The 18,923-nt window shown below is 69.0% G+C and carries 16 protein-coding genes and 1 pseudogene; 10 read left to right on the top strand and 7 right to left on the bottom strand.

Going from position 1 to position 18,923, the window contains the following annotated elements; all coding sequences use genetic code 11:
* Positions 1-50 precede the first annotated feature (50 nt).
* Positions 51-1,070 carry an NAD(P)/FAD-dependent oxidoreductase gene (locus ACIDOCELLA78_RS000000102035; RefSeq protein WP_201728168.1) on the bottom strand — a complete coding sequence of 340 codons (1,020 nt, stop codon included), beginning with the start codon at positions 1,068-1,070 and terminating at the stop codon, positions 51-53.
* 69 nt (positions 1,071-1,139) lie between these two features.
* Between ACIDOCELLA78_RS000000102035 and tsaE the strand changes: the two genes are divergently transcribed.
* The 5 genes from tsaE (at position 1,140) to trxA (ending at position 8,322) form a co-directional block, all read left to right on the top strand.
* A complete protein-coding gene (tsaE, locus tag ACIDOCELLA78_RS000000102040; protein ID WP_201728169.1) occupies positions 1,140-1,589 on the top strand; it encodes a tRNA (adenosine(37)-N6)-threonylcarbamoyltransferase complex ATPase subunit type 1 TsaE in 450 nt (149 codons plus the stop codon).
* Positions 1,586-3,649 (top strand): hypothetical protein, encoded by a 2,064-nt coding sequence (locus ACIDOCELLA78_RS000000102045; protein ID WP_249675386.1) that lies wholly within the window; start codon positions 1,586-1,588, stop codon positions 3,647-3,649. The genes tsaE and ACIDOCELLA78_RS000000102045 overlap by 4 nt, the downstream gene beginning before the upstream one ends.
* On the top strand, positions 3,640-4,467 hold the full coding sequence (locus tag ACIDOCELLA78_RS000000102050; RefSeq protein ID WP_249675388.1) for a PD-(D/E)XK nuclease family protein: 828 nt from the start codon (positions 3,640-3,642) through the stop codon (positions 4,465-4,467). Before ACIDOCELLA78_RS000000102045 ends, ACIDOCELLA78_RS000000102050 begins: the two co-directional genes overlap by 10 nt.
* Positions 4,464-7,931, top strand: a complete 3,468-nt coding sequence (gene addA / locus ACIDOCELLA78_RS000000102055; protein ID WP_201728170.1) for a double-strand break repair helicase AddA — start codon at positions 4,464-4,466, stop codon at positions 7,929-7,931. Before ACIDOCELLA78_RS000000102050 ends, addA begins: the two co-directional genes overlap by 4 nt.
* A gap of 64 nt (positions 7,932-7,995) precedes the next feature.
* Positions 7,996-8,322, top strand: a complete 327-nt coding sequence (gene trxA / locus ACIDOCELLA78_RS000000102060; RefSeq protein ID WP_201728171.1) for a thioredoxin — start codon at positions 7,996-7,998, stop codon at positions 8,320-8,322.
* Positions 8,323-8,448: 126 nt separating this feature from the next.
* Here the strand turns inward: trxA and ACIDOCELLA78_RS000000102065 are convergent, their stop codons facing one another.
* The gene (locus tag ACIDOCELLA78_RS000000102065; protein ID WP_201728172.1) at positions 8,449-9,501 is read right to left on the bottom strand and encodes an aldo/keto reductase; all 1,053 of its coding nucleotides are present in this window, start codon (positions 9,499-9,501) and stop codon (positions 8,449-8,451) included.
* A gap of 288 nt (positions 9,502-9,789) precedes the next feature.
* On the opposite strand from ACIDOCELLA78_RS000000102065, the gene ACIDOCELLA78_RS000000102070 reads away from it, so the two are divergent.
* Both ACIDOCELLA78_RS000000102070 and ACIDOCELLA78_RS000000102075 read left to right on the top strand, forming a co-directional pair.
* A complete protein-coding gene (locus tag ACIDOCELLA78_RS000000102070) occupies positions 9,790-10,461 on the top strand; it encodes a MotA/TolQ/ExbB proton channel family protein (RefSeq protein WP_201728173.1) in 672 nt (223 codons plus the stop codon).
* A gap of 4 nt (positions 10,462-10,465) precedes the next feature.
* A complete protein-coding gene (locus ACIDOCELLA78_RS000000102075; protein WP_201728174.1) occupies positions 10,466-10,954 on the top strand; it encodes a biopolymer transporter ExbD in 489 nt (162 codons plus the stop codon).
* Between the two features lie 40 nt (positions 10,955-10,994).
* Here ACIDOCELLA78_RS000000102075 and ACIDOCELLA78_RS000000102080 read toward each other — a convergent pair whose 3' ends face one another.
* Positions 10,995-12,368, bottom strand: a complete 1,374-nt coding sequence (locus ACIDOCELLA78_RS000000102080; protein ID WP_201728175.1) for an FAD-binding oxidoreductase — start codon at positions 12,366-12,368, stop codon at positions 10,995-10,997.
* A gap of 121 nt (positions 12,369-12,489) precedes the next feature.
* Here ACIDOCELLA78_RS000000102080 and ACIDOCELLA78_RS000000102085 point away from each other — a divergent pair, with 121 nt between their 5' ends.
* Complete coding sequence (locus tag ACIDOCELLA78_RS000000102085; RefSeq protein WP_201728176.1) at positions 12,490-13,302, top strand: TIGR00282 family metallophosphoesterase; 813 nt, start codon at positions 12,490-12,492, stop codon at positions 13,300-13,302.
* Here ACIDOCELLA78_RS000000102085 and ACIDOCELLA78_RS000000102090 read toward each other — a convergent pair.
* Positions 13,294-13,833 (bottom strand): cytochrome b, encoded by a 540-nt coding sequence (locus ACIDOCELLA78_RS000000102090; RefSeq protein WP_201728177.1) that lies wholly within the window; start codon positions 13,831-13,833, stop codon positions 13,294-13,296. The two genes, ACIDOCELLA78_RS000000102085 and ACIDOCELLA78_RS000000102090, sit on opposite strands and share 9 nt — an antisense overlap.
* 509 nt (positions 13,834-14,342) lie before the next feature.
* Here ACIDOCELLA78_RS000000102090 and ACIDOCELLA78_RS000000102095 point away from each other — a divergent pair.
* Positions 14,343-14,885 (top strand): hypothetical protein, encoded by a 543-nt coding sequence (locus tag ACIDOCELLA78_RS000000102095; protein WP_249675391.1) that lies wholly within the window; start codon positions 14,343-14,345, stop codon positions 14,883-14,885.
* Here the strand turns inward: ACIDOCELLA78_RS000000102095 and ACIDOCELLA78_RS000000102100 are convergent.
* A complete protein-coding gene (locus tag ACIDOCELLA78_RS000000102100; RefSeq protein WP_201728178.1) occupies positions 14,818-15,489 on the bottom strand; it encodes an FMN-binding negative transcriptional regulator in 672 nt (223 codons plus the stop codon). The genes ACIDOCELLA78_RS000000102095 and ACIDOCELLA78_RS000000102100 overlap by 68 nt on opposite strands.
* A gap of 9 nt (positions 15,490-15,498) precedes the next feature.
* Positions 15,499-17,157 (bottom strand): 3-dehydroquinate synthase, encoded by a 1,659-nt coding sequence (gene aroB / locus ACIDOCELLA78_RS000000102105; RefSeq protein WP_201728179.1) that lies wholly within the window; start codon positions 17,155-17,157, stop codon positions 15,499-15,501.
* On the opposite strand from aroB, the pseudogene ACIDOCELLA78_RS000000102110 reads away from it, so the two are divergent.
* A pseudogene (locus ACIDOCELLA78_RS000000102110) lies at positions 17,137-18,101 on the top strand (tyrosine recombinase). The gene aroB and the pseudogene ACIDOCELLA78_RS000000102110 overlap by 21 nt on opposite strands.
* Positions 18,102-18,111: 10 nt before the next feature.
* Here the strand turns inward: ACIDOCELLA78_RS000000102110 and ACIDOCELLA78_RS000000102115 are convergent.
* Positions 18,112-18,921, bottom strand: coding sequence for an AAA family ATPase (locus ACIDOCELLA78_RS000000102115; RefSeq protein ID WP_249675397.1), 810 nt, complete (start codon positions 18,919-18,921; stop codon positions 18,112-18,114).
* Between the last annotated feature and the right edge of the window lie 2 nt (positions 18,922-18,923).

Genomic DNA, 18,923 nt, shown 5'->3' on the forward strand with positions numbered 1-18,923 from the left:
AACGACCGGGCGCGGTTTGTCAGCGTTTTTTTGCCGCGGAAGGCGGGGATTCAGGCGGCGCCCGGCAGGCCTTTCGATGTCGAATATTCGAAGTGCAACGCCTGTTCGGGGTGAACGATCGGATGAATCGCGTGCGCCGCCATCGCGGCTTCAGAGAAACCCTGCAAGATCAGCTTCAGTTTCCCTGGATATTCCGCCACGTCACCGATCGCGAAAATCCCGCGCGTGCTGGTCTCGCACGTCGATGGTGTCACGAGAACGTGATGAAGAGAGAGTTCGAGCCCCCAGGTCGCCACCGGGCCGAGATCGGTCGCGAGGCCGAAAAACGGCAGCAGGATGTCGGCGTCGAGATGCCGTGTCGCCCCGTCGAGATCGGCGACCTCGACGCTGCCCAGCGTGCCATCGGCACCATGCAGCGCGTGGAGCTGATAGGGGATCACGAGATCGATCTCGCCCTGTGCCGCCGCCACGGCGAGCTGGGCCGCACTTTCCGGCGCGGCGCGGAATTTCGGCCGCCGGTGCACCACGGCGATGCTGGCCGCAATGCCCCGCAGCGCCAGCGCCCAGTCCACCGCCGAATCACCGCCGCCGGCGATCACCACCCGCTTGCCGCGCAGCGCCTCGCGCCGCTTCACGTAGTATTGCACCGCACCGCTCGCCTCGTAGGCGGCGAGCCCGGCAAGGGGCGGGCGATTCGGGCCGAAGGCGCCGGCACCGGCGGCGATGATGATCGCCTTGGCGCGGACGAGATCGCCCTGGTCAGTGCCGATGGTGAAATCGCTGCAGGCGCCGGAAATCGCCGTCACCAGCCGGCCGAGCAGGCGCGGCGCGGCAAAGGGGGCGATCTGCCGCTCCAGATTCTCGATCAACCCCGCCGCCTCGATCGCCGGCAGGGCGGGGATGTCGTAGATTGGTTTCTCCGGGTAGAGCGCGGCGCACTGGCCGCCCACCTCGCCCAGCGCATCGATCAGCACGGCGCCGAGTTTCAGCATCCCGCACTCGAAGACGGCGAACAGGCCCGCGGGGCCCGCGCCGATAATGGCCACATCTGTGGTGATCGTCTCTGCCATGCCCCATGCGTAGCCGAAACCGCGCACGGGTCAACTTGCAAAGACCGGCTGATCGGGCAGGATCGAACAATGGGGATTCGAACGATATCGCTCGGCGGCGAGGACGCCACCGCGGCGCTTGCGCGACAACTGGCGGCACAGGCTCGCGCCGGCGACGCCCTCCTGCTCTCCGGCCCGCTTGGCGCCGGGAAATCGACCCTTGCCCGCGCCTTCATCCGCGCCCGCGCCGGCGATGCCACGCTCGACGTGCCGAGTCCGAGTTTCACCCTGGTGCAGACCTACGAACTCGATCCGCCGGTGGCGCATTTCGACCTCTGGCGCCTCGGCGGCCCGGAGGATGTCGCCGAACTCGGGCTGGATGCGGCCCTTGCCGGCATCGTCCTGATCGAGTGGCCCGACCGGCTCGGCCCCCTCGCGCCGCAGGAGGCGCTGACGATCGCGCTTGAGTGGGACGAAGGCGATCACCGCACGGCCACGATTCGCGGGCCGGACGCCCTGCTCGAAAGATTTCTGCCATGATCCCGAAGGTCCGGTTCGTCGGCGCCGATCGCCCGTTCCTGCTTGAGCTTGCCCGCGCCTGGCTGGAAGAGGCGGCGTATGCCGGCCGCGACCCGGCCGATGGCGTGCTGTTCCTGCCCACCCGCCGCGCCGCCCGCGCCGCCGCCGCCGCCTTTCTCGAAGCGAAAGGCGGGCCCCTGATCATGCCCCGCATCGCCGCGATCGGGGCGGCAGACGAAGCAGCACTCGGCATCCTCGCCGGGCTCGACCTGCCGCCGGCGATCGCCGCCGAGGAACGCCGCTCTGTCCTCGCCCGGCTGATCCTCGGCATGGGTGGGCGCGACGGCGCGCCGACCACCCTCGCCGCCGCGCTGCTGCTCGCCGACGACCTTGCCCTCCTGCTCGACACCGCCGCCCAGGCCGAGATCGAGCTTGCGGACACGCTGCCAGGAATCGTGGCACCCGAACTCGCCGAACACTGGCAGCGCACTCTCGATTTCCTGTCGATCGTCACGCGCGCATGGCCCGCGATTCTCGCCGAGCGCGGCGCGGTCGATCCGGCGGTGCGCCAGCGGATGCTGCTCGATGCGCAGGCCGAGCGCTGGCGCCTTGCGCCGCCGCCGCACCCGGTCTGGCTCGCCGGACTTGCCGCAGCACCACCCGCCCTGACGCGGCTCGCGCGTGTCGTTGCAAGTCTCGAACAGGGCTGCGTGGTGCTGCCCGGCTTCGACCCCGACCTGCCGGACGAGGCATGGTCGATGCTCGATCGCACACCGTCCCATCCCCAGGCCGGCCTTCGCCGCCTTGCCGAGGCGATCGGCGCGCACCGCGCCGAAATCCATCCCCTGCGCGACGGGGAGACGACCGGCCGGGCCGGCCGGATCGCACTCCTCCGCAACGCGTTCCTGCCGATTCCACCGACGGCGGATGCTGTGGCGGCGGCGGGCGATGGACTCTGGCGGCTCGATGCCGCCGATGAACAGGACGAAGCGCGCGCCATCGCGCTCACCCTCCGCCACGCGCTGGAAACGCCGGGGCGCGATGCGGCGCTGGTCACGCCCGATCGCGGCCTCGCCTTGCGCGTTGCCGCCGAGCTCGAACGGCTCGGCATCCGCGCCGAGGACAGCGCGGGCGAACGTCTCGCCGACACGCCGCCGGCAATCGTGCTGCGTCTGCTCGCCACCTGCGTCGAGAGCGACTACGACGCCGTGCCCGTGCTCGCGCTGCTGAAACATCCGCTGGTGACGGCGGGTCAGCCGCCGGGGCAGTGCCGTGCCCTCGCCCGCCAGCTCGACCAGCTGCTCCGCCGTGCCCTGCCCGGCCCCGGCTTTGCCGCGATGCGCCACGCCGCCGATCACGAGGCCTCGCCGGATGACGCGCTTCCGGCCTTTCTCGCCGATCTTCAGCTGCGCCTCCGGCCGATATCGTCCGGCCCGGCGAGCCTGCCGCCGGCAACCCTCCTCGGGGGGCTGATCGGAGCGGCGGAAGCGATCACGGACGATCTCTGGGCCGGCGAGGCCGGGGCGGCGCTGTCGGAGCATCTCGCCATCCAGCTCGCGGCGCTCGACGGGCTGGCGGATGTCGAACCCGCGGAACTGGTCCCGCTGCTCGATGCGGTGCTGGGCAATGCCCGGCTGCGCCGCCCGCGTGCGCACGATGCAAACCCGCGGGTCGCCATCTGGGGCATGATGGAGGCGCGGTTGCAACGGGTCGACACGCTCGTTCTCGGCGGGATGGTCGAGGGTGTGTTTCCGGCGGAGCCAGATCCCGGCCCCTGGCTGTCCCGACCCATGCGGCGCGCCGCCGGTCTGCCGGACGATGCCGAGAGGATCGGCGAGGCGGCGCACGATCTCGGCATCCTGATCGGCGCCTGCGACGAGGTGGTGCTATCGGCGCCACGCCGGCGGGGCCGCGCCCCGGCGGTGCCCTCACGATTTCTGGCCCGGATCGAACTCGGCTGCGTGGTGGCGGACACGTTTTGCAGCCTCATCCGGCTGCCCACTGGTCGGCCGGGCTCGACCAGCCCTCCACCCCCATGCCCCGACTGCGTCGCCCGGAGCCGCGCCCACCAGTGGAGGTGAGGCCGGTCACCTACTCGATCTCGAAGATCACGACGCTGCTTGCCGACCCCTACGCCATCTATGCCGGCGAGGTGCTGAAGCTGCGCCCGCTGAACCCGCTACAGGCCGAGACCGACGCGGCGATTTTTGGCACCATCACGCATGACGCGCTGATGGAGGTGGCGGCGACGCCGGGCTGGGCCAGGGACGAGGATGCGCCGCGCAGGCTCGCCCACGCCTTCGCCACCGCCCTGCGCGCACGGCGCCTGCGCCGGGCCCTCGAGGCGTTCTGGCTGGTCAGGCTGGAGCGCATCGCCGGCTGGATCGTCGAGATCGAACGCGCGCGGCTCGCCGAGCAGGGTGAGGCCGACGATATCAGGGTGGAACTCCCCGGCGCGTGGCGGTTCGGCCGTTTCACCGTCAACGGCCGGGCCGACCGGATCGAGCGGCGGGGCGATACAATCGCGATCATCGATTACAAGACCGGCAGCCCACCCGCCGACAAAGCGGTGGAGCAGGGCAAGGCTCCGCAATTGCCGATCGAGGCAGTCATCGCCGAGACCGGCGGCTTCCCCGGTTTTGCCGGCAAGGTTGGGGAACTCGCCTACTGGAAACTGTCCGGCGGGGCCACCGAGGGCGAGACGAGGGCGCTGTTCGGGGACAAGGCCCAATCGCTCGAGGCGGTGATCGAGGCGGCGCGCGCGCAGATTCCCGCTCTGCTCGCCCACTACGCCGATGCCGCGACGCCGTTTCTCGACGCGCCGCATCCCGGCCGCAAACCCAAGGATCAGCCCTTCGCCGGCATTTCCCGCCGTGCCGAGTGGCAGGAGGACGCATGAGCGACGCCATCGCGATGGCCGAGGCGGCGCAGCGCGCGGCCTCCGACCCATCGGTTTCCGCCTTCGTCGGCGCCTCGGCCGGATCGGGCAAGACCAAGCTGCTGACCGACCGGCTGCTGCGGCTGATGCTCTCCGGCGCACCGCCCAGCCGCATCCTCTGCCTGACCTTCACCCGCGCGGCGGCCGCCGAGATGGCGATCCGCCTGCGCCGGCGGCTCGGCGACTGGGCCATCGCCACCGACGACAAGCTCGATGGCGATCTCACAGCGCTCGACATGCCGACCGATGCGGCGACGCGGCAGCGGGCGCGGATGCTGTTCGGCCAGGTGCTTGACCTGCCGGGCGGCATGCGGATCGACACGGTCCATGCCTTCTGCCAGTCGCTGCTGCGCCGGTTTCCGCTGGAGGCGCAGATCTCGCCGCATTTCGCCGTCGCCGACGAGGCCGAGGCCGCCGGCCGCCGCCGCGCCGCGCGCGAGGCCGTTCTGGGTGATGACAGCCGCAATGCGGAAGCCGCGCTCAGGCTTCTCGCGGGGCAGATTTCGGAAACCGATTTCGCCGGCCTGACCGACCGGATGCTGACCGACGCGCAGGCAAGGCTGGCGGGGCTCGCGTCCCGCTATGGGGATGTCGGGAGCATCGCCGCCATGCAGGCGGCCGCGCTCGACGCCCCCGATGAAGACGAGGATGCGATCCTGCTCTCGATCGTCGCATTCGACGATCGCGACATCCGTGCCACCCTTCGGGCGATGAGCGAACGCAGCTCGCCGAAAGCGCGGGAAAAGGCCGCCGCCCTGCTGGCCTGGCTGAACCTGCCGCCAGCGCAGCGCGCCGCCCGGCTCGATATCTGGCGGGATGGCTTCTTCACCGGCGCCGGCGCGCCGCGCGCGATGACAACGTTGTTGAGTAAGACGCTCGATGCCGCGGAACCGGCGCTGCGGACATCGATCGAGGCCGAGCAGGCACGGCTGCTGCGGATGATGGACCGCCTCGCGGCGCGGCGCCTCGCCGATCTTTCCGCCGCCCTCACCCGGCTCGCGCTGCCGATCCACGCCGCCGAACAGGGGGCGAAGCAGCTCAATGCGCGGTTCGACTATGCCGACCTGATCGCCCGCGCGGCACAGCTCCTGGTCGATCCCGGCGCCGCCTGGGTGCTCTACAAGCTCGATGGCGGGATCGACCATATCCTGCTCGACGAGGTGCAGGACATCGCACCGGCGCAATGGGCGGTGATCGACGCGATCGCGGCCGAGTTCTTTGCCGGCACAGGCGCGCGGAGCGACGGGGCGCGCACCATCTTCGCGGTCGGTGATCGGAAACAGTCGATCTACTCCTTCCAGGGCGCCGATCTTGCGAGTTTCGACGCCTGGCGGGCGGGCATCGGCGCCCGCGTGTCAGCCGCCGGCGCGCGCTGGCATGAAGGCAGCCTCGCGACCTCGTTTCGCTCCACGGCACCGGTTCTCGCCCTGGTGGACAAGGTGTTCGAGAGCGGGCCGGCGCGCGCCGGCGTGGTGATGCCCGGCGAGACGCTGGCGCATGGCGCAAGCCGCGCCGGACAGGCCGGCTCGGTCACGCTGTGGCCGCTGATTGCCGCCGACCCCGATCCCGACCTCGCTCCCTGGGCGCCGGCCGAGACCTATGCCGAACAGGCCTCGGCACGGCGGCGGCTTGCCCGGGCGGTGGCGGGATGGATCGCCGCCAATATCGGCACGATGCGCCTTGAGTCGCGCGGGCGCATGCTTGCCCCCGGCGATGTCCTGATCTTGGTCAGGCAGCGCAACGAATTCGGCGTCGCCCTCACCCGCGCGCTGAAGGAGGCCAATGTCGAGGTTGCCGGGCTTGACCGCATGGTGCTGACCGAAACCCGCGCCGTGGCCGACCTGATGGCCCTTGCCCGCGTCGTGTTGCTGCCGCAGGACGATGTCGAACTCGCGACAGTGCTGGCAAGCCCGCTCGGAGGCTTGTCCGACGAGGAGCTGATGCGGCTTGCGCTCGGTCGCAAGGGCTCGCTGCGCGACGCGCTGTTCGCCCGCGCCGACGAGTGCGCTGGCTTCGCCGCCGCGCGCGACCTGATCGCCGAGGCGCAGGCGCGGGCGGATTTCGTCGCTCCCTACCGCTTCTTCGCCGAGGTGCTCGGGCCGATGGGCGGCCGGGCCCGGCTGCTCGCCCGGCTCGGGCCGGAGGCCGCCGAGCCGCTCGACGAACTGCTCGCCACAGCACTCGACCATGGCAGCCGCGAAACGCCAAGCCTGCAAGGCTTTCTCGCAGCGCTCGATGCCGCCGCCGCCGAGGTCAAGCGCGAGGCGGAGGCGGCCGGCAACGCGGTGCGGCTGATGACCGTTCACGGCGCGAAGGGCCTGCAGGCGCCGCTGGTCATCCTGCCGGACACGACCGGACAGCCGGGCAAGGAGGCGCGCGAGATGATCCATTGGCTCGACGCCCCGCAGGATGGAGGTCAGGTGCCCATCTTCTGCCCCCGCGCCGACATGCGCAGCGCGGCGGTAGAGCAGGCTCTTGCCCGGAGCGCCACCCGCGCCGCCGAGGAATACAACCGGCTGCTCTACGTGGCCCTCACCCGCGCCGAGGACCATCTGATCGTCTGTGGCGCGGCGCCGAAAACCAAGCTTCCGGACTCATGCTGGTACGAGAGCGTGCGCGCCGGTTTCACCAGGCTCGACGGCGTTGCCGACCGCGCGGCGGAACCCCCGCTGGAGGGCAGCATCCTCTGCCTCGAAACCGCGCAGACGGCAGCGCCGGACCGGGCCGCCGCTATCGCCACGACGGTCGCTTCACCATTGCCGCGCTGGATCGGCCCGCAAACCGGCTGGCGCGCGGCGCCGCCGCCCGAGCCCGCACTCCGGATCGACCGCCTGGTGCCGAGCCGCAGCGCCGAAGGCGAAAGCTCGGGGCTTGCCGCGGCCTCGCCGCTGGCCGGCCGCGAGACCGGCCGCGCCGCCGCCCTTGCACGCGGGCGGCTGATCCACGCGCTGTTGCAGCATTTGCCCGATCTTGCCCCCGCCGGCCGGCGCGAGGCCGCGCGCCGCTATCTGGCCCAGCCAGGCCACAGCCTTGACGCCGCCGAACAGTCCGCCCTGATCGACGCGGTTTTCGGGGTGCTCGACCATCCTGAGCTGACGCCGCTGTTCGGCCCCGCCTCGCGCGCCGAGGCCCCGGTGGCCGGCATTGTCGGTGGCGTCGAGATCGGCGGCCTGATCGACCGGCTTGCCGTGCTGCCCGACCGGGTGCTGATCGCCGACTACAAGACCGACCGCCGGCCGCCGGACGATCCGGCCGGAATTCCCGAAGCCTATGCGGCGCAGCTCGCCGCCTATGCCGCGGTTCTCGCCGGAATATATCCCGATCGGCGGGTCGAGGCGGTGCTGGTCTGGACATCGCGGGGCCGTGTCATGCCGGTGCCCGCCGCGACGCTGGCCCGGCATGCGCCGAAGCCGGAGCAGCCATAAGCTTGATCGTCACCGGGCGAGACGCCATTCTCGTATGCAACATATCGCTTCAAGGAGCATTATCATGGGTGCAGCCACGAAAGCCGTGTCCGACGCGGAGTTTTCAACCTCGGTTCTCGACTCGAAGGAGCCGGTTCTGGTCGATTTCTGGGCGGAATGGTGCGGTCCCTGCAAGATCATCGGGCCGTCGATCGAGGAACTCGGCAGCGAATATGCCGGGCGCGTCACCGTCGCCAAGGTGAATATCGACGAGAACCCGATGACGCCGACCCAATATGGTGTGCGCGGCATCCCGACCCTGATCCTGTTCAAGGACGGCAAGCCGGCGGCCCAGCATGTCGGCGCCGCGCCGAAGAGCGTGCTGAAGGCCTGGCTCGACAAGAACATCTGACAGACCTGCGGGCGGGCACGGCGCGCCGCGTCCGCCCGGTCACGATCGGGCGCGCCATCCGGACCAATCGGATGGCGCGCGAACCGGCACGACCGACGCCCAGCTACTGCCGCCGGACTGAGCCGTTCAGAGATGCGGCCCCAATAGCGCGAGATCCGCCGCGCCGAGCCGGTCCTTCGCCGTTTGTGCCTGGTGCCAGTAGGGATAATGCAGCGGGCGCTGGCTTACCGCATCCAGCATCGAACGTTCCTCCTTGGTCAGCGTCAGGCTCGCGGCCCGCAGGTTATCCGCCAGCTGCTCCTCGTTGCGTGCGCCGATAACGAGCGCGGTCACCGCCGGCCGCCCGAGCAGCCAGGCGAGCGCGACCTGCGCCGCGGAAACGCCATGCGCGCCGGCAACCTCGATCAGCGCCTCCACGATGTCCCAGAGCCGGTCTTCGTCGTGGATCGGCGGTTCGCTCCATCCGGCAAGCTGGCGTGTGCCGGGCGGCGTGTCCTGGTTGCGACGATGCTTGCCGGAGAGCAGCCCGCCAGCGAGCGGACTCCAGACCAGCACGCCCAGTCCCTGATCGACCGCGAGCGGGATCAGCTCGTTCTCGGCCTCCCGCGCCTCCAGCGTGTAGTGGATCTGCTGGCTGACGAACCTTTCGCGATTCGTTCGCTCGGCGATCGCGAGCGCCTTCATGACATGCCAGGCGGAATAGTTCGAGCAGCCGACATACCGCACCTTGCCCTGGCGGATGAGCATGTCGAGCGCCTGCATCGTCTCCTCGAGCGGGGTCAGGCCGTCCCATTCATGAACCTGATACAGATCGATGACATCGGTGCGCAGCCGCGCCAGGCTCGCCTCGCAAGCCTGGATGATGTGATGGCGCGACAGGCCGCGGTCATTCGGCCCCTGTCCCATCGGAAACCGCACCTTGGTCGCTATCAGCAGCCCCTGCGGCCGCTTGCCGCCCAGCGCCTCGCCGATGATCTCCTCGGAGCCGCCGGTGGAATAGATGTCGGCGGTATCGATGAGATTGACGCCGGCATCGACGCACATGTCGATCTGCCGCCGCGCCTCGGCACGCCCGACATTGCCGACCTTCCCGAACACGCCGCGTCCGCCCATCGTCATGGTGCCGAGCGTCAGCGTCGAAATCTTCAGGCCGGACCGGCCGAGCTGGCGATATTCCATCGGGATGCTCCATTGAATTGTTGCGGCAGATGTCGTGCGGTGCCGCCAGCGGAACAAGGGCACGGCCTGTGAGCGGCCATCGCGCGGCGCCCGCGATGCGCCTTCGTAACAACTGTCATCGAGGCTTCACACTAAAGCGCCTCAGGCTCGTCTACACGCGGTGTGACGGGAGGCGGCCCGCAATGTGGGCGCGCCCTGTCGTGTTTGTCGGGCAAAACGATCCGGCCGAAGTCCTCCCGCGCCGGCACCGGCCTGGGAATGCTCCGGGCGGAGTCTCGGAGAGTCAGCATGACCTTGGATTATATCATTCACCTCGCGAATTATTCCGACGGGGTGCTTTACGTTCTCGCCGGTCTTTTCGTCATCGCTGTCGCGGTGATCATCGATCGGATGTGGTATCTTCGCCGCGCGATCCTTCGCGGCAGCTCGATCGTCCGCCGCATGGCCGCCATGGGCCGTGTGAATGAGGACGATCTCGTGACGCTGCGCGACTATGCCGGCCGGATGCCGGAAGCGCTGCTGCTCGATACCGCCCTGAACCACATGCACGATACCAACCACGCCGCGATGAACAGCCGGATGGACGAGGCGATCATGCTGGTCGCACCCCGGCTCGACCGGCGGATGTGGGTGCTGGACACGATCGTGACGCTCGCCCCGCTGCTCGGCCTGTTCGGCACGATCATCGGCATGTTCCACGCCTTCTCGGTGCTCGCCACGCCCGGCCATGCACCGGCCGAGGTGACCGGCGGCGTGGCCGATGCCCTGGTGGCCACCGCCTGCGGCATCTTCATCGCCATGGTCGGCCTTGCCACCTTCAACATGCTGCAGAACCAGGTCCGCCTGATCATCCACCAGCTCGAGACGATCCGCACCATGGTGCTGAACCGCACCGATGGCGCGCCGGTGGTGCCCCATGCCGGCAGCCGCCCCGCGGTTCGCAGCGCGGTGGCGGCCTGATTTCATGAACATGCGCTATTTCGAGGCCCGGAAAGCGCGCGTCGAGATCATCCCGATGATCGACGTGATGCTTTTTCTGCTGGTATTCTTCATCATCGTCACGCTGCAGATGATCCCGGATGCCGGAATCCCGATGCAGCTGCCGAACTCGACGCAGACGACGCATCTCAAGCACCCCAAATTCACCGTGAACATTCTTGCCGATGGCAGCATCCAGGTGAAGAAGCAGGTGCTGACGCCGGACCAGCTCACCGCCATGTTCCAGGGCGATGGCGATCCGTCCAAGACCGAGGTGACCATCGCCGCGTCGAAGGCAGTGGCCTTCCAGCATTTCGTGACGGTGATGGACGCCGCGCGAAAGGCTGGCGTGACCGATATCGGCATCGCGGCACAGCCGGTTGCCGGAGCTGCGGCTTCTGCCGCCAGAGGAACGACCGCGACAGCAGCGCCGGCAGCCCCCGCCGCCGCCGCCGCGCCGTCCAGCGGCAACTGACCCGACGGGTTGGCCGGGCCTTGAACGGCCCGGCCGGCCTTCAGTCGAGAAACATCTTTCCAGGATTGAGGATACCGCGTGGATCGAGCGCCTGCTTGATCGCCCGCATCACCCCAAGCGCCGCCGCCCCGTGCTCGCGCGGCAGGAACTCCCGCTTGCCGAGCCCCACCCCATGCTCGCCGCTCGCCGCCCCGCCGAACGAAAGCGCCTGGGCGACAATTTCACGATCAAGCTCCCAGGCTTTCGCCCGGCCCTCCTCGCCTTCAGGATAGAGGATCAGCACGTGGAAATTGCCATCGCCGACATGGCCGACGATGCAGGCTTCGAGGCCGGAGCGCGTCACCGCCTCGCGCGCCAGCGAAACCGCCTCGGCCAGCCGCGAGATCGGCACGATCGTGTCGGTCGCAAAGGCGCCCTTGCCGGGATAGGCCGCGCGAGCCGCCCAATAGGCATCGTGGCGGGCGCGCCAGAGCCGGTTGCGCGCCTCGGTTTCGGTCGCGAAGGCGAAGCCGCTGCCGCCATGGGCCCTGGCAATTTCCTCGGCCATGGCCCCCTGTTCGGCAACACCCTGCGCGCTGCCGTGGAACTCGAACATCAGCGTCGGGCCGGCGATGAGATGATCGAGCTTCGAATAGGCGATCGAGGCCGCCATCTGCGCGGTATCGGCGAATTCGATGCGGGCGACCGGAATGCCGGTCTGCATGATCTCGATCACCGCGGCCACCGCCGCGTGCTCGTCGGCGAAACCGCAGACGGCGGCGCCGATCGCCTCGGGAATGCCGTAGAGTTTCAGCTGCACCTCGGTGATGATGCCGAGCGTGCCCTCCGAGCCGATCAGCAGGCGGGTCAGGTCATAGCCGGTGGACGATTTGCGGACCCGCCCGCCAGTGTCGATCACCGTGCCATCGGCGAGCACGGCGCGCAGCCCCAGCACATTGTCGCGGATCGTGCCGTAGCGCACCGTGGTCGTGCCGGAGGCGCGCGTCGCGCACATTCCGCCGATTGTCGCATCCGCTCCGGGATCGACCGGGAAGAACAGCCCGTGATCGCGCAGATAGGTGTTGAGCTGCCGCCGCGTCACCCCGGCCTCCACCCGGCCGTCGAGATCCGCGTCGTTCACCTCGATCACCCGGTTCATCCGCGTCAGATCGAGGCTGATGCCGCCACGCACCGGGGTCACATGGCCTTCGAGCGAGGTGCCCGCGCCAAACGGCGTGACCGGCACGCCCGCCGCGTGGCACAGCCGCAGCAGCCGCGAAACCTCCTCGGTCGACTCGAGAAACGCCACCGCATCCGGCAGGCTGGTGGCCGCGTTGGCCTCGCCATGCGCGTGGGTTTCGCGGATATTGGCGTTAAGGCTGAGCCGCTCGCCGAAAATGGCGCGGGCGGCATCGATCGTGCTCTGCGTTTCCATGATGTCAGGCTAACGGCATTTCATCGCAAAGTCATGTGCCGGAACAGGCGCATGCCGCCCCGACCCGACTTGCCCAACCGGCGCGGAGCGAATACCGCATGTCGCCATGCAGATGACAGCGATGAAACTCCTCTATCTGGGTGACGTGGTGGGCCGGTCCGGGCGCGAAGCGGTCATCGCCGCCCTGCCGCGGCTGAAACGGGAACTCGGCGCCGATGTGGCGGTGGTCAACGGCGAGAACGCTTCCCACGGCTTCGGCCTCGCGCCGGACATGGCGGACGCCCTGTTCGCCGCCGGGGCGGATGCCATCACCCTCGGCAACCACGCCTGGGACCGCAAGGAGATCATCCCCTATATCGCGCAGCAGAAGCGGGTGATCAGGCCGCTCAACTTTCCCCCCGGCACGCCGGGCGATGGCGTGGTCGACATCACCCTGCCGGATGGAAGGCGCGTGCTGATCGCCCAGGTGATGGGCCGGCTGTTCATGGACCCGATGGACTGCCCGTTCCGCGCGCTGGAAGGGGTTCTGGCGCGCGTGCGGCTCGGCGTCACCCACGCGGCGATCATGGTGGATTTCCATGGCGAGGCGACGAGCGAGAAAATGGCCTTTGCCCATCGCTTCGACGGCGCCGTAACCGCCGTGCTCGGCACCCATACGCATATCCCGACCGCCGACCACCACGTCATGGCCGGGGGGACCGGCTTCATGGCGGATGTCGGCATGTGCGGCGATTACGACAGCGTGATCGGCATGACCAAGGAGGCGGCCATTGGCCGGTTCATCCGCAAGATGCCGGGCGAGCGGCTGCACCCGACCGAAGGCGAGGCGACGGTGTGCGGCGCGCTGATCCGCATCGCCTCGGACGGGCGGGCACTGGCGGTCGAGCCGGTGCGCCTCGGCGGCCGGCTTGCACCCGCCATGCCCTCACGCTGAGCGCCGGCCGGGCAGCATCCGCCGGATGATGCGCTCGCCGCGCATCTCGTGCCGCACGGCGCCGCCGACATGGGCGAGCAGCAACAGGATGATGGCGATCCCTCCCCAGAAATGGAGAAATTCGAAAACCTCCTGCACGCCATGATTCTTGCCGACGAGAACCGGCAGCGTGAACAGCCCGAAGAATGGCACCTTGCGGCCATGCGCCTCGACGAACAGGATGCCGAAAACCGGCATCGCCAGCAGCAGCGCGTAGAACAGCATCTGTGTCGCATGCGCCGCGATCTGGAACGGCCGGCCGATCGTCTCCGGCAGAGGCGGCACGCCGGAGCGGCGCCGGATGAACAGGCGAACCACCATCAGCGCGAGAATGGCAAGGCCGAAGCTCATGTGGATGACCGCAAGCGGCCGGTGAACGGATTTCGAAATCAGGTCGTAATGCAGCAGCAGCCCGGCAATCACGAGTCCGATGACGGTTGCGGCGATCAGCCAGTGCAGAACCTGGATGGATGGGCGATAACGGGCGTCCATGGATTGACCTCGAATGATGTTCGTATTGATTGACTACAGGAAAATGGCGCAGCAATGGCAGGCTCGTTGCGGCAACCATACAATTTCGTGAGCCCGGTCCTCGCGGTTCATGCCGACTGGAGCGTGAGCCCCGCGAAGCGCTGGATGAGCGTCGCCAGGCGAGAGGGTGGGCGCTGGCGGATCGGGGCGCCGGAGCCAGTGGGCGAAGCCGCAACCCTTGCCGCCCGCCTGCTCGAACGCGCCGCCGGTGCTGCTGTTGCGCTCGGCGTCGACTTCCCGCTCGGCCTACCCCGTGCCTATGCGCGCGCCGCCGGCATCGACGATTTCGCGGCGTGGCTTGCACGGCTCGATCCCGCCGCGCCCCTGTTTCACCCCTGCGCTAATCTTGCCGAAATCAGCCTCGGGCGACCGTTCTACCCGCTGAAAACCGTCGCCGGCGCCGGGCAGATGGCCCGCCTCGCGGCCGCGCTTGGGCTGGACGACGCGGCTTCGCTGCGCCGCGCGGTCGATTGCCGGACCGCGCGGCGGCCGGCCGGCGCGCCACTGTTCTGGACGATGGGGCCAACCAGTGCGGCAAGGCGGCCATTTCAGGCTGGCGGGATTGCCTGCTGCCCGCCCTGGCACAGGGGCTCACACTGCGCCTCTGGCCCTTTGCCGGAGCGTTTCACAACCTGCTCGCACCGGATGGTATCGCCGTTGCCGAGACCTATCCCGCCGAAGCCATGGTGCAGACCGGCCTCAGACTGGCCGGGAGCAAGCGTCGACAATCGGACCGGTCGAGCCTCGCCCCTGCCCTGCACGCCTATTTCACCGCTTGGCGTCACGATCCCGTGCCGGAGTTGATCGCCCGGATAGACGATGGATTCGGCGCCGCACCTGAGGGCGAGGATGCATTCGACTCCCTGCTTGGCGTGCTGGGGCTGGTCCGGGTGATCGATGGGGCGCCAGATGGCACGGAGACGGGGCTTCCGGGCGATTCGGCCATCATCCGCGCGGTCGAGGGCTGGGTTCTGGGCCAGGTCGATCCGCCGCTGCCTCCCGCTCCCGCATGAGCGTCGCCTCCTCGTCGCGGCCGGATGCGGCGAGCGCGGCAATCACGCCGGCGCGATCGGCCGGCGGGCGGTTCTGGCTGAGCTTGCGCTTCGCGATCACGGAGTCGATCCGCATCACGAGCCCGACGATCCCCTTCAGCTGGGCGACGATGAAGTCGTCCGGCGCATCATCCACAAGCCACGGCACGGGCTGCGATGCCTCCTCGCGGTCGGTCAGAGTCGCCACGATCTGGCGCAGCAGCACCGCATCCTCGACGATCTCCACCGGCCCGCGCGCATGCACCGCCTCGTAATTCCAGGTCGGCACGACACGGCCAGTCTCCCGCTTGGTCGCATACCAGCCGGGCGAGACGTAGAAATCATGTGCCTGGAAAATCGCCATCGTCGGCGCGCCATCGCGCAGCGCCTGCCACTGGCGGTTGGCGCGGGCAAGATGCCCGACCAGCGTGCCGTGAGGCGCCGGATCGGTGCGATGGAACAGCGGGAGATGCGTCGCCTCCAGCCCCGCCGCGCCCGCCGTCACCAGGATCGGCAGGCGACAGGCGCGGATGATGCCGGCGATGACCGCCGGATCATCCTCGGCGAAGGCCGGCGGGGTATACATCGGCGCTGATCAGCCCGCGCCGCAGGCGATCAGCGTCGCCCGAACCGCCTCCACCGGCACCTCGCGGCTGGTGAACGCGCCACCGATGCCGCGGGCCAGCACGAAGGCAAGCCTGCCATCGCGCATCTTCTTGTCACGCTGCATATGGCCGAGCAGCGCATTGGCGCTCCAGCCGCCGATCCGGTGCGGCAGGCCGACCGCTTGCAGATGCGCGGCGATGCGCGGCGCGATCGCCGCATCGCAATGGCCGAGCCGGGCCGAAAGATCGAACGCGCAGACCAGGCCGATCGCCACCGCTTCGCCATGCAGCAGCGCCGTGCCATAGCCGGTCTCTGCTTCGAAGGCGTGGGCGAAAGTGTGGCCGAGATTGAGCAGCGCGCGGCCGTCCTGCTTCGCCTGCTCACGCGGGTCGGCCATTACCACCCGTGCCTTGAAGGCGACGGCGCGGGCGATCGCCTCTTCCTGCAAGCCCTGATCGCCCCCGAGCAGCGCCGCGCCATGCGTCTCGCACCAGTCGTACAGCGCGGGATCGGCGATCAACCCCGCCTTGACGATTTCCGCATAGCCGGCGGCGGCCTCCCGGCGCGGCAGGGTCGCCAGCGTATCGCTGTCGATGATCACGAGGCGGGGCTGGTGAAACGCACCGACAAGGTTCTTGCCATGACGTGAATTCACGCCAGTCTTGCCGCCGACGCTGGAATCCACTTGGGCGAGCAGCGAGGTCGGGATCTGCGCAAAAGGCAGCCCGCGCAGCACGCTCGCCGCAGCGAACCCGGCGAGATCGCCCATGACACCGCCGCCGAGCGCTATGATCGCGGTCTGCCGTTCGGGCTGCAGCGCGAGAATGTCCTCGACCAGCGCGGCGAAACGCGCAAGGCTCTTCGATCCCTCGCCGGGCGGAACGATGAGCCGCTCATGGATGAAGCCCGCATCGTCGAGCGCGCGCTCAAGCCGCGGCAAATGGGTCTGCGCGACATTGGCATCGGTGACCACCACGGCACGGCGCGCCGGCAGCGCCCCGGCAAGGCGGGCGCCCGCGCCATCGAGCAAGCCGCGGCCGATCACGACGTCATAGCCGGCGTCGGGCAGGTCGATCCGCACTGTCTGCGCCGGCGCGTGGCGGGCAAGGGCGGCGGCAACGGTCTGCGTGGTCATGTCCGGCGAGTCCTCGGTGCTGTCAACGATGATGTCGGCTCCGGCATAGACCGGCCCGCGCAGCGCGGAAAGCCGCGACAGAATTTCGCCAGGGTCGCCCTGATTGAGCAGTGGCCGGTGGGTCCGGCCGCGCACCCGGCCAAGCAAGACGCCGATGGTCGCGCGCAGCCACACCGAGACCGCTCGCGCCGCGATCACAACGCGGGTGTCCGGGTCCATGAAAGCGCCCCCACCGGTCGCGAGCACGACTGGTGAACCGCCGAGCAGGCGGGCAATCACTTCCCGTTCGCGGGAGCGAAAAGCTGCCTCGCCTTCGGTTGCGAAGATCTCGGCAACCGTCTTGCCCGAAACCGCCTCGATTTCGGCATCGGAGTCGTGGAACGGCAGCTGGAGCCGCGCCGCCAGCCTCCGGCCCACCGCCGATTTCCCCGCGCCCATCAGCCCGATCAGCACGATGCTGCACCCTCGATAAGCGCCGGGCACGCCAGCGGCATGAAAACTCTTGTCGGACATCGTTGCGCGGATTACCACAAAATCCGCATGGCACTAGAGCGGCATATCGAAGCTTTCCTCGAATCGATGGTTGCCGAGCGCGGGCGGCGCAGAACACCGTTCTCGCCTATCAGGCCGATCTCGCCGATTTCGCGGCATTCTGCACCGCGCACGGCAGCGGACCGGCCGCCGCTGATGCCGCGATCGTGACCGACTATCTCGCGAGCCTGGCCGCGGCAGGCCTCTCCGCCCGGACCCAGGCGCGGCGCCTCTCGGCGCTGCGGCAGTTCCAGCGCTTCCTGCTGCGCGACGGGCAGCGCCCCGACGACCCCACCGCCCTCACATCCTCGCCGAAGCAGCCGCGGACGCTTCCAAACACGATCACCGAAGCGGAAGTGAGCGCGCTGCTCGCTGCGGCGGCTGCTCTCTCCGGCACCTCGGGGCGGGTGGCCGAGGCGGGGCTGGAAATTCTGTATGCGACGGGGATGCGGATTTCAGAAATGCTGGCCCTGCCCGCCAATGCGCTGCCGCAGGATGGCAACATGCTGCTGATCCGCGGCAAGGGCGGACGCGAGCGGATCGTGCCACTTTCCGAAGCCGCACGGGACGCGGCGAGGAAATTGCTGGACACCAATCCCGAGCGGCCGGCGCGCTACCTCTTTCCCGGCCGCCGCAAAGGAATGCCGATGACCCGACAGGCCTTCGCGCGTCTGCTGAAGCGGGTCGCGCTCGCCGCCGGGATCGATCCCGGCCGGCTTTCGCCGCACGCCCTGCGCCATGCCTTTGCGACCCATCTTCTCGCCCACGGCGCGGATTTGCGGAGCCTGCAGACGCTGCTCGGCCATGCCGACATCTCGACAACACAAATCTATACGCATGTGCTCGCGGCGCGACTGCAAAAACTCATGGAAGACCATCATCCGATGGCCCGCGGCGGTTCAGGGCCCGGCGAACAACACTCCTGAACACCCGGCCCTATTTCGCGAGCAGCCGACGGGCAATCGACTGCAGGGCCGCCGCGGTGGGGGATTGCGGGAATTCGGAGAGAAACAGACGCTGGCCGCGGATCGCCTCACCGATATTCTCGTCCCGCTGGATGATGCCGAGCAGCGGAGGATCAAGGCGCAGGAAGCCGCGGGCGGCACGCGCCAGAGCGGCATGAGCCCTTCGGCCGGCGCGTTCGGTCTCGATCTGGTTGATCACGATCCGCGCGTCCACGGGCGCGCCACGCTCCGCCCGATCGCGCTGGAGCAGCTTGAGAACGGCATATCCATCGGTCAAACTCGCCGGATCGCCGGTCGAGATCAGAACCAGCGTGTCGGCCAGCGCCGCGAGATGGCGCGATGCAGGCTCGACGCCTGTGCCAAGGTCGAGCAGGACGATGTCGTATCTGGCCCTCGCGTCGAGCAGATTGCGAACAAGGCGCTCGATCACCGCCGGCTCGATGCCGGAGAAAGTGCCCGAGCCCGCCTCTCCCGCCAGGAGATCGAACCCGCCCTGCCCGACCGTGACAACGCTATCCGCCAGTGAGGCCTCGTTGCGCAGAAGCGCCCCGATATCGGACTCGGCGAGATGACCGATCTGGATATCGGCATTGGCGAGCCCAAAATCAGCGTCGAGAACCAGAATACGCGCCCCGCGTGCGCTCATCGCCTGCGCCAGCGAGAGGGTAAGCCAGGTTTTGCCAACGCCGCCCTTTCCCGAGGCAATGGCGATCAGGCGCGGCTGCCGGTGCGGCGCTGGCGTCACGGGATGACGCTGCGCGCGGTCATTGAGAGCAGACATGC

The organism is Acidocella sp. C78 (genome assembly GCF_907164655.1).